7 protein-coding genes are annotated in these 12,067 nt (G+C 53.0%); all 7 read left to right on the top strand.

Annotation, left to right across the window (positions count from 1 at the left end; translation table 11 throughout):
- Nucleotides 1-4: 4 nt before the first annotated feature.
- Nucleotides 5-1,330, top strand: a complete 1,326-nt coding sequence (gene uhpC / locus BJJ97_RS12505; RefSeq protein WP_039487753.1) for an MFS transporter family glucose-6-phosphate receptor UhpC — start codon at nt 5-7, stop codon at nt 1,328-1,330.
- A gap of 37 nt (nt 1,331-1,367) precedes the next feature.
- Nucleotides 1,368-2,402 carry an ABC transporter substrate-binding protein gene (locus tag BJJ97_RS12500; protein ID WP_014914786.1) on the top strand — a complete coding sequence of 345 codons (1,035 nt, stop codon included), beginning with the start codon at nt 1,368-1,370 and terminating at the stop codon, nt 2,400-2,402.
- Nucleotides 2,403-2,608: 206 nt separating this feature from the next.
- Nucleotides 2,609-4,687 carry an ABC transporter permease gene (locus BJJ97_RS12495; protein WP_095994133.1) on the top strand — a complete coding sequence of 693 codons (2,079 nt, stop codon included), beginning with the start codon at nt 2,609-2,611 and terminating at the stop codon, nt 4,685-4,687.
- Nucleotides 4,688-4,692: 5 nt separating this feature from the next.
- Nucleotides 4,693-5,751 (top strand): ferric ABC transporter ATP-binding protein, encoded by a 1,059-nt coding sequence (gene fbpC / locus BJJ97_RS12490; protein ID WP_010307020.1) that lies wholly within the window; start codon nt 4,693-4,695, stop codon nt 5,749-5,751.
- 200 nt (nt 5,752-5,951) lie between these two features.
- Nucleotides 5,952-7,028: a LacI family DNA-binding transcriptional regulator gene (locus tag BJJ97_RS12485; protein WP_095994132.1), complete on the top strand. Its 1,077-nt coding sequence runs from the start codon at nt 5,952-5,954 to the stop codon at nt 7,026-7,028.
- A 330-nt stretch (nt 7,029-7,358) separates the two neighbouring features.
- A complete protein-coding gene (locus tag BJJ97_RS12480; protein WP_095994131.1) occupies nt 7,359-10,490 on the top strand; it encodes a beta-galactosidase in 3,132 nt (1,043 codons plus the stop codon).
- Nucleotides 10,491-10,749: 259 nt separating this feature from the next.
- A complete protein-coding gene (locus BJJ97_RS12475; RefSeq protein ID WP_039473900.1) occupies nt 10,750-12,012 on the top strand; it encodes an MFS transporter in 1,263 nt (420 codons plus the stop codon).
- Nucleotides 12,013-12,067 lie beyond the last annotated feature (55 nt).

Below are 12,067 nucleotides of genomic sequence, written 5' to 3'. Positions count from 1 at the left end.
CCCCATGCAGGCACCCATGTTTCCAGCGGGACAGCTTTCACCCACACAAATCAGCCAGCGTTATCGCTACTGGCGACCACGGTTGCTGATTTCCATGGTCATCGGGTATGCCACGTTTTACCTGACGCGTAAAAGCATCAACTTCGTCATGCCGGTGATGCAGTTGGAATTAGGGTTAAGCAAAGGTGATATCGGTCTGCTGGGGACGCTATTTTATCTCTGTTATGGCGCGTCCAAGTTTATTTCCGGCATCGTGTGCGATCGCAGTCAGGTGCGCTGGTTTATGGGTGTCGGACTAATGATTACCGGCGTGCTGAACATTCTGTTCATGTACTGCCAGTCGCTCACGGGGTTATTGATTGTCTGGGCGCTGAACGGGTTCTTTCAGGGCTGGGGGTGGCCGCCTTGCGCCAGACTGCTGAGCAGTTGGTATTCACGCAACGAGCGCGGTCTCTGGTGGGGATGCTGGAATACCTCGATCAATATCGGCGGTGCGGCGGTTCCTCTGCTGGCGGGCTATCTGGCCTCCGAATGGGGATGGCAGGCGGCGCTGCTGGTGCCGGGCATCATCGGCATAGTGATTGGTCTGTGGCTGTGCTGGCAGCTGTGCGACAAACCGCAACAGCAGGGATTGCCAAGCGTCGGCCAGTGGCGGCGCGATGCGCTGGAGCTTCGTCAGGAGCAACAAAGCCCGCCGATGCCGATGCGCCAGATTCTGCGCGATGCGATTTTGCGTAACCGTACCATCTGGCTGCTCGGGTTTTCCTACATTCTGGTGTACCTGATTCGTATCGCACTGAATGACTGGGGGAACATCTGGCTATCGGAGAGTCACGGTTTCAACCTGCTCAGCGCGAACGCCACGCTGTCGCTGTTTGAACTGGGTGGATTGATGGGGGCGCTGTTTGCCGGTTGGGGTTCGGACCTGCTGTTTCGTGGTCAACGCGCACCGATGATTTTGCTGTTTGCACTAGGGTTGTTTTTAACCATGACCGCGCTGTGGCTAGCACCGATTCACCACTATTCACTGCTCGCGGCCTGTTTCTTCAGTATCGGTTTTTTTGTTTTTGGACCACAGATGTTGATTGGTCTGGCTGCGACGGAATACAGCCATAAGGATGCCGCAGGCACGGTGACAGGTTTTCTGGCGTTGTTTGCCTATCTGGGGGCAGCGCTGGCGGGCTGGCCGCTAGCACAGGTGCTGCAACACTACGGATGGTCGGGATTTTTTACTCTGCTGGCGTTGGCTTCAGCCTGCATCGGACTGTTATTGATGCCGCTGCTGATGGCAGGTGTCAGCCGCCGGGAACGTTTGATGACATCAAAATAGCAATAACAACAGATAGACACCTATAAAGGAAAACATCATGAAACTGAGTACCTTAACTACCCTCATCGCCGCTGGACTGACCGTTGCTGCTGTTACCACCACCACTGCTCGGGCGGAAGGACGCCTGGTCATTTACTGTAGCGCCACCAACGCCTTCTGCGAGGAAGAAGCCAAGGCCTTCGGTGAGAAACATAACGTTAAAACCTCCTTTATCCGCAACGGCTCTGGCAGCACACTGGCTAAAGTTGATGCAGAGAAGAAAAACCCACAGGCTGACGTCTGGTACGGCGGCACGCTGGATCCGCAATCTCAAGCGGGCGAAATGGATCTGTTGGAACCTTATCAGTCTAAAAACCTTGAGCAGATCATGCCGCAGTTCCGCGATCCCGCCAAACGTAAAGGCAACTACTCGTCTGCCGTTTACGTCGGTATCCTAGGCTTCGGCGTCAACACCGACCGCCTGAAAGAGAAAAACCTGCCCGTTCCACAGTGCTGGAAAGATCTGACCAATCCGATCTACAAAGGCGAGATCCAGATTGCCGATCCACAAAGTTCCGGTACGGCCTATACCGCACTGGCGACCTTCTCCCAGCTGTGGGGGCAGGATCAGGCCTTTGATTACCTGAAAAAACTGAATACCAACGTATCGCAGTACACCAAATCCGGTATTGCCCCGGCACGTAACGCCGCACGTGGCGAAACCGCTATCGGCATCGGCTTCCTGCATGACTACTCGCTGGAAAAAGAGAAAGGCGCACCGCTGACGCTGATCTCTCCGTGTGAAGGTACCGGCTATGAAATTGGCGGCGTCAGCATCCTGAAAGGCGCGCGCAATATGGATAACGCCAAGCTGTTCGTTGACTGGGCGCTGTCAAAAGAAGCACAGGAACTCTCCTGGAAGAAAGGCCAGTCCTACCAGATTCTGACCAACACCACCGCAGAAGCCTCTCCGCTGTCGCTGAAGTTGCAGGATCTGAAACTGATCAACTACGACATGGACAAATACGGCGCGGCTGACGTGCGTAAAGAGCTGATTTCCAAGTGGGTTAACGAAGTCAAAATGGGCCAATAATCTCGATTCATTGCCCTTAATTTATTGACCTTTATTGATTAAAAAATAACGGGAACACGGCGGCAAAGCTTGCTCGCATTTCGTTGAACGCCGTGTTCTCAGCATCGCTAATTAACCATTACTCAATATTATTCAACACCTAATACCTGTGACGATTCAATCTCATAAAACAACTTTATAAAACTTGCACGCACCAGGGAACCATCATGTCACACACACTAACTCTTTCACCGACGCCTAAGCGGGATCCCGTTTTCCTGTGGCTGGCGCTGATTGCAGCAACATTTTTGCTGCTACCAGCGTGGAGCCTGGATTACGGCCTGCTGGATGCCTCACGCGATGAACTACTGGCGGCCTACAGCTGGTCGAGCCTCAATATCAGCCTGCTGTGGTTCCTGCTCCCAGTAGGATTGCTGGCACGTCCGCTGCTTACACCCGGTCGGGAACAGCGTGGTCGCCACCGTTTTGATGCGGCTTACGCATTGTTCTGTGCCCTTTTCGTGGTCATCAGTGCCACGGTTGAAGGTCGCGGAATGGGCTATGGCACTATTGCGCTGTTTGTTGCGCTGAGTGCGATTATTACGCTGGCGCTGTCGCGGCTGGATTGGCTGGGTGGCGATCGCTTCGTCATCGGCTCACTCATCAGCATCATCGCGTTGATTGGCGTCTTTATCCTTTACCCCAGCATCGCTATCTTCATCCCGATGTTCACCAACGACAGCGGTGAATTCGCGCCGCTGTCGTTTATGCAGGTTTTGGGTCAGGCGCACATCTTACGGGTGATCTGGAACTCATTCCTGCTGTCGGTTGCCGTCGGTATCGGCTGTACCTTCTTCGGTATGGTGTTGGCGATCTACACCTCGCGCATCGCCCGCCGTTCTGCGATTATCGGCCGCATTTTCTCCATTCTGCCTATCGTTACGCCACCGTTTGTCGTCGGGTTAGGCGTAACGCTGATGATGGGCCGCTCCGGTTACATGACCGAGCTGATGGTGGATTGGTTCGGGCTGACGAACACCAACTGGCTGTACGGTTTTACCGGCATCTGGCTGGCGCAGGTGCTCGCCTTCACGCCAATGTCATTTATGATTCTGGAAGGCGCGATGAAGACCATTCATCCATCGCTGGAAGAAGCGTCATACACCCTGCGTGCTAACCGTTATCAAACCTTTCAGCGGGTTTTCCTGCCCTTGCTGAAACCGGCGCTCGCCAACTCGTTCCTGATCGTGATCGTCCAGTCGCTGGCCGACTTCAGTAACCCACTGGTACTGGGCGGTAACTTCGACGTACTCGCCACACAAATTTACTTCTATATCACCGGTGCACAGCTGGATTACCAGTCAGCCAGTACGCTCGGCGTTGTCCTGCTGGTGTTCTCACTGGCCGTGTTCTGCGTGCAATATCTGTGGATCGGTAAACGCTCCTACGTGACGATTTCTGGTAAATCCTCTCGGGGTGATGTACAGCCGCTACCCGTTTCTCTGGTGTGGATCGTCAGCATCCTGCTCTATGTCTGGATTGCCTTTAACGTCCTGCTGTACGGCAGCATTTTCTACGGCAGCTTTACCGTTAACTGGGGCGTGGATTACACCCTGACGCTGGCAAACTTCAGCAAGCTGTTCGGGCAAGGCTTTAACGACGGCGCCTGGCCTTCCCTGCTGGATACGCTGTTGTTCGCAGGTATCGCAGCACCGATTACGGCACTGTTCGGGCTACTTATCGCCTACATCGTGGTGCGCCAGCAGTTCTACGGCAAGAAGGCTATCGAGTTCACCACCATGCTGTGCTTTGCGGTACCGGGTACGGTTGCTGGTGTGTCTTACATTCTGGCCTTTAACAGCGCGCCGGTTTACTTAACGGGAACGGCGGTGATCGTCATCATGTCGATGGTAATGCGTAACGTGCCGGTTGGTATCCGTGCGGGTATTGCCGGACTGGGACAGTTGGATAAATCGCTCGATGAGGCGTCACTCAGCCTGCGTGCGGGTTCGATGCGCACGGTGTTCTATATTCTGCTCCCGCTGCTGCGTCCGGCCATTTTGTCTGCGCTGATTTACAGCTTCGTGCGCGCCATTACTACCGTCAGCGCCATTATCTTCCTGGTTACACCAGATACTCGCGTCGCCACGTCTTACATTCTTAACCGCGTGGAAGACGGTGAATACGGTATGGCGATTGCCTACGGTTCCATCCTGATTGTGGTCATGCTGGCCATTATTTTCCTGTTCGATTATCTGGTCGGTGAAGCGCGGGTTTCTCGCACCAAAGCCAAGAATAATGCCTAAGCGGAGTGATTACCTTGAATACTGAAAAAAGCTTTGTCGAACTGAAGCACATCACTAAACGCTTCGGCAACAACACCGTCATTGATGATTTGAATCTGGCGATCCCTCAGGGAAAAATGGTCACGCTGCTGGGGCCGTCTGGCTGCGGTAAAACCACGGTACTCCGGGCCGTTGCCGGTCTGGAAAAGCCGACAGAAGGCCAGATTTTCATCGATGGCGAAGACGTCACCGAGCGCTCCATTCAACAGCGCGATATCTGCATGGTGTTCCAGTCTTACGCCCTCTTCCCGCATATGTCGCTGGGAGAAAACATCGGCTACGGGCTGAAAATGCTCGGTCGTCCGAAGGCAGAAATCAATCAGCGTGTAAAAGAAGCGCTGGCGCTGGTCGATCTGGCCGGATTTGAAGATCGCTACGTCGACCAGATTTCTGGTGGACAGCAGCAGCGTGTCGCTCTGGCGCGTGCGCTGATCCTCAAACCTAAAGTGCTGCTGTTCGATGAGCCGCTGAGTAACCTTGATGCCAACCTGCGCCGCAGCATGCGTGAGAAAATCCGTGAGCTTCAGCAGCAGTTCAACATCACCTCGCTGTATGTTACGCACGATCAGAGCGAAGCCTTTGCGGTGTCCGACATGGTTCTCGTGATGAACAAAGGCAAAATCATGCAGTTGGGTGCGCCGCAGGAGCTTTATCGCCAGCCCGCATCCCGCTTCATGGCCAGCTTTATGGGAGATGCCAACATTTTCCCTGCCACCTTCACAGCAGACAGCGTGAATATCTACGGCTACCTCATTCCGCGTCCGCAGGGTTTTGCCGCCGGATTAAGCGAATCCGTTGTCGGTATTCGCCCGGAAGCCATTACGCTCAGCCATCAGGGTGACGAAAGCCAGCGCTGCACCATCACGCAGGTCGCCTACATGGGACCGCAGTACGAAGTGCAGGTGGACTGGCACGGTCAGTCAATGCTGTTGCAGGTTAACGCAACCCAGCTTCAGCCGAATCCGGGCGACAGCTACTATCTGCAAATCCACCCTTACGGCATGTTTGTGTTGTCCGAGCAGTAAACATCGGGTAACCATCCGCCTCAAATCGGGAGCGTTTGCTCCCGGTTTTACTTTTACAAACATCTAAAACGCCTATAAACGTCAGTTTCTCTTCGGCCTGCTTTGATTGCGCCGGAATACATACGCCTGTTACGGATTCCCCGCGCGATTTGTTATGATGATGCTCTTTTACGCATAGAATCACGCACGGAATAGCCGCTATGAAACAGAAACCCATAACCTTAAACGATGTCGCCGAGTACGCAGGGGTTTCCTATCAGACGGTTTCCCGCGTGCTGAACCAAGCGCCTCATGTTTCATCCCGTACTCGCAGTAAAGTGGAACAGGCGATGGCGGCGCTTAACTACACACCAAACCGCGTTGCACAGCAGTTGGCAGGGAAAACCATCACCACGCTGGGGCTGGTCACTACCGATCTTTCACTGCACGCGCCTTCACAAATTGCCGCAGCGATTAAGACCACCGCCGGCCAACTAGGTATTAACATCGTGATGTCCATGCTGAGCAGCTCGGATGTCAACACCTGCAATAACGCCGTTAATGACCTACTTTCTCAGCGGGTCAGCGGCGTTATCGTGAATGTTCCGTTAGCCACGGATGAAGTCGCCCACATTAGCCAGACCTGTGCCGACACGCCTGTCCTGTTTATGGATGCCGATCCGCATACCGACATACTCAACGTCATGTTCGACCCCGATCACGGCGCACGTTTAGCCATCACACATCTGGTACAACTGGGGCATCAACACATCGCCCTGTTGACCGGACCAATGACATCGATCTCCGCTCGCCTGCGTTATGAAGGCTGGCTAGCCGAGCTGGAAAAACAGCAGCTCCCCCCTGCTTCGGTGCTACACGGTGACTGGAGCGCCGCATCCGGTTACCACCAGACGCTGGCCCTGTTGGGAGAATCCCTGCGCGTCTCCGCCATTGTTGTCGCGAACGATCAAATGGCGCTTGGCGTCCTACGTGCGCTGCACGAGTATGGCCTGCGCGTACCAGAGCAGATGTCAGTGATCGGTTTTGACGATACTCAGGACAGCGCGTATTACACCCCACCACTGACAACCATTCGCCAGGATTTCAGGCTATTAGGTAAAGAAGGCGTCACTCGTTTGCTCGAGACGCTGCGCGATTCTACCCAGAGCACATCGCTGCTGTTACCCACCGAACTGATCGTACGCCATAGCACCGCCGTACATTCATCAACCCATGCCTCCCTGCAAGAACTCACCAAAAACCTGTTGGACATTACACGCCAGCTACAAAGGCTGTAACCCTTTATGTTTGTAACCCCTTACATTATTTGTAACCCTTTACACAACAGCACCTTTTTCACCACCCGATGCCAAACCCTAACAAAATAAGATGATAAACAATAAGTTATTTATCATCTCTCGTTAATTTACTGCGTAGTGCTTTCCAAATTCGATGTATCGCTACTCATTTTACAAACGATCTTTGTGATCGCTTCCACTTTATTGTCACATTCCACTTTACTCGCCCTGACGAGTCGATATGTTATGAGAAACAGAAATTGTGAGCGGATAACAATTTAAATATCCAATCACAGAAACAGACTTAAGACGTTCAGGAGCCAAGCCATCATGAGCGATACCGTTTTACCGTATCCAGCACGCCATCGCGCCACACTGCAAGAGATCCTTGCCCGACGTGATTGGGAAAACCCAGCTTGTACTCACTATCAGCGGCTCCCAGCTCACCCACCGTTCAACAGCTGGCGCAGCGTGGCTGCCGCACAGCAAGATGAGCCTTCTCAGCGGCTTCGTCGCCTGAATGGTGAATGGACGTTTAGCTATTTCACCCGCCCGGAAGCCGTACCAGAAAGTTGGTTACAGCAGGATCTGCCTGATTCAGACACCATTCCGGTGCCTGCCAATTGGCAGCTACAGGGCTATGACACCCCGATTTACACCAACGTAAAATACCCAATCCCCGTCAACCCACCCTATGTGCCAGAAGACAATCCTACAGGTTGTTACTCGCTCACTTTTAAAGTCAATCACGACTGGATCAGTAGCGGACAAACCCGGATTATTTTTGATGGCGTTAACTCCGCGTTTTATCTCTGGTGTAACGGCCACTGGGTGGGATATTCGCAGGATAGTCGCCTGCCTGCGGAGTTTGATATCGGTCGTTATCTGACGACCGGTGAGAATCGGCTGGCGGTGATGGTGCTACGCTGGTCTGACGGCAGCTATCTGGAAGATCAGGACATGTGGCGTATGAGCGGTATTTTCCGCGACGTCACACTTATGCACAAACCGACGGTACACCTTAGCGATATCCAGCTCACTACGCCGCTCAGCGCCGATTTCCGCCACGGCACGCTGGATATTCAGGTGAAGGCAACGCTCTCTGAAGCGGAGGCCAAAAACCATCGCGTCCACGCACAGCTTTGGCGTGGTAATAAGCTCATCGGTGGTACGCGGCAGGCGTTCGGCAGCAATATTGTCGATGAACGCGGTGCCTATCATGATAAATCTTTTCTCCGCATTGACGTGCCACAGCCCGACCTGTGGAGCGCCGAACTGCCGCACCTGTATCGCGCTGTCATCTCACTGGAAACGGCGGAAGGCGAACTGATCGAAGCTGAAGCCTATGATGTCGGTTTCAGAAAAGTTGAAATCCGCAGCGGCCTGCTGCTGCTGAACGGTCAACCACTGCTGATTCGCGGGGTTAACCGTCACGAACACCATCCGCAACACGGTCAGGTCATGGATGAAGACACAATGCGGCACGATATTATGCTGATGAAGCAGCATAACTTTAACGCCGTACGCTGCTCACATTATCCCAACCATCCGCTGTGGTATCGGCTGTGCGATCGCTACGGCCTGTATGTTGTGGATGAAGCAAACATTGAGACGCACGGCATGCAGCCGATGAATCGTCTATCAGACGATCCGGTCTGGCTGCCAGCCTACAGCGAACGCGTATCAAGGATGGTGCAGCGCGACCGCAATCATCCCTGCATCATTATCTGGTCATTGGGGAACGAATCCGGCTACGGCGCAAATCATGATGCACTCTACCAGTGGATCAAACGCCACGATCCCACCCGCCCTGTGCATTACGAAGGCGGCGGCGCGAATAGCCGTGCGACCGACATTGTATGCCCAATGTACGCCCGCGTTGATGAGGATCAGCCCTTCCCCAGCGTCCCAAAATGGTCGATCACCAAATGGGTCAGCATGCCAGACGAGCATCGGCCCCTCATCCTCTGCGAGTACGCGCACGCGATGAGCAACAGTCTGGGAGGATTCGCCCGCTACTGGCAGGCATTCCGTCAATATCCTCGGTTACAGGGCGGATTTATCTGGGACTGGGTCGATCAGGCACTGACCCGCCGCGACGAACAAGGCAATACCTACTGGGCGTACGGTGGAGATTTTGGCGACATGCCTAACGATCGCCAGTTCTGTCTGGACGGCCTGCTTTTTCCCGATCGCACCCCGCATCCCAGCCTGTATGAAGCCCAGCGGGCACAGCAGCACATTCAATTCGCCTGGCAGGCTGAATCACCGTGTGAGCTGCGCGTCACCAGCGAATACCTGTTTCGCCATACGGACAATGAGCAGTTGAACTGGTGCATTACGCTGAATGATAAGACGCTCGCAGAAGGTTCGTTACCGCTGACGCTCGCTCCGCAGGCCACCCAGACTCTGACGCTGCTGGAAGCCCTCCCCACTGTCGATTGCGCAGGGGAACTTTGGCTCAATGTTGAAGTTGTACAGCCGAAAACCACCGCCTGGTCAGAAGCCAATCACCGCTGCGCCTGGGATCAGTGGCAACTTCCTGCACCGCTTCATTTTCCCGAGGCACCTTGTTCTGGACAGAAGAATCCCCTCGTTTTGCGATCATCCGATGCGTACTTTGACATCGTTCAGGGCGAACAGCATTGGCGCTTTAACCGCCAGAGCGGCTGGCTGGAACAGTGGTGGACGGCAGATGCGCCAACGCTATTAACTCCCTTGCAGGATCAGTTTGTTCGGGCACCGCTGGATAACGACATCGGTATCAGCGAGGTCGATCGCATCGATCCACGCGCATGGGCCGAACGTTGGAAATCAGCTGGTCTTTATCAACTGCAGACGCAGTGTGTTGCGATTCAGGCTGACCAACTCGCCGATGCCGTACACATTGTCACCGAGCACGTATTCCGCCATGCCGGACAGATCCTGCTGCGGAGTAAAAAGCGCTGGCAGATTGATGCGCATGGCGTGATGACCGTGGATGTCGATGTTGATGTCGCCACCGTGCTGCCGTCACTGGCCAGAGTGGGCTTGAGTTGCCAGTTAGCCGACGTCGCGCCTCAGGTCAGTTGGGTCGGACTTGGGCCTCATGAAAATTACCCAGACCGACAGCTCGCAGCACAGTATGGGCACTGGAATCTGCCGCTGGATGACCTTCACACACCTTACATTTTCCCGACGGAAAACGGGCTGCGCTGTAATACGCGCACGCTGACGTATGGCAAATGGACGATCGCCGGCAACTTCCATTTTGGGTTAAGCCGCTACGGGCTAACGCAATTGATGACGTGTACTCACCATCATTTATTAGAAAAGGAAAAAGGCGTTTGGCTCAATCTGGATGGCTTCCACATGGGAATTGGCGGCGATGACTCCTGGAGCCCTAGCGTTCATCGCGATGATTTACTCACGGCCACGCATTATCACTATCGCGTCGCCATGCAACATCACCAGCCGTATTGATATGAAAAAACAGTATTAAAAAAACAACGAAAGAGAGCGGGTATCTACCCTAAATAATTCGAGTTGCAGGCAGGCGGCAAGAGAAGGCATCACGATGAGCTTACTCAAGTAAGTGATTCGGGTAACTGAGCGTAGCCAACACCCTGCGGCTTGAAGTATGACGGGTATACCGCCTCTTTCCATCCTGATTGTATCCAGCAAGTGTATATCCGCCATCAAAATAAAGGTTGCGGATATTATGCATATCGGAGAAAGCAATATGTACTACCTACATAATAAGAATTTCTGGATATTCGGCCTGTTTTTCTTTTTCTATTTCTTCATCATGGGGGCTTACTTCCCCTTCTTCCCTATTTGGCTTCATGATATTAACCAAATAAGTAAAAGCGACACGGGAATTATCTTCGCCTGCATTTCCTTTTTCGCTCTGCTATTTCAGCCGATATTTGGCTTACTCTCCGATAAATTGGGATTGAGAAAACACCTGCTATGGATTATTACCATTATGCTGGTGTTTTTTGCTCCGTTCTTTATTTATGTTTTCGGCCCATTACTAAAATACAACATCGTTTTAGGTTCTATCGTCGGTGGGATTTACCTGGGGTTCATCAACAACGGCGGTGCACCAGCTATTGAGGCCTATATCGAGAAAGTCAGCCGCCGTAGCCAGTTTGAATTTGGCCGTGCACGTCTGTTCGGCTGTCTCGGCTGGGCGCTCTGTGCGTCTATCGTCGGTATTATGTTTACCATCAATAACCAGTTCGTTTTCTGGCTGGGTTCCGGTTGTGCCGTCATCCTCGCCATCCTGTTGCTGCTGGCGAAACCAGAGGCCTCATCCAGTGCTCTCGTTGCCGATCAGGTGGGTTCCAACCAGAAACCGTTCAACCTGAAAATGGCAGCTGAACTGCTGAAAGAACGCAAAATCTGGTTTCTAACTCTCTATGTCGTCGGCGTTTCTTGCACCTATGATGTGTTCGATCAGCAGTTTGCCAACTTCTTCACCTCGTTTTTCGAGACCCGACAAGAAGGGACGCGAGTATTTGGCTACGTCACCACGCTGGGTGAATTGCTTAATGCCAGCATCATGTTTTTCGCACCGCTGATTGTGAACCGTATCGGTGGTAAAAACGCCCTGCTCATTGCTGGTACAATTATGTCCGTGCGCATTATTGGCTCGGCCTTTGCCAGTTCCGTACTGGAAGTGATTGTGCTGAAAACGCTGCACATGTTTGAAGTGCCGTTCCTGATTGTCGGTTGCTTCAAATACATTACTACGGTCTTTGAAGTCCGCTTTTCCGCGACAATTTATCTGGTGTGCTTCTGCTTCTTTAAACAAGTATCCATCATCTTCATGTCGATCTTTGCTGGCAATATGTATGACAGCATCGGTTTTCATGGCACTTACCTGATTTTAGGCGGCATTGCCCTCTCCTTTACCGCGATATCCCTATTTACGCTGTCAGGAAAAGGGCCGCTGTATGCGTTTTCCGATAAACAGAAAGCGCCGCTAAATACACTCTAGCGATGGCAGGACGCGATAAAATGCCGATATTTGCCAAAAATATCGGCAAATTGAA

The organism is Pectobacterium polaris (assembly GCF_002307355.1).
Taxonomy (GTDB): Bacteria; Pseudomonadota; Gammaproteobacteria; order Enterobacterales; family Enterobacteriaceae; genus Pectobacterium; species Pectobacterium polare.
Note: the sequence above shows the minus strand (reverse complement) of the source record. Positions and strands in the feature narration are given on the sequence as shown.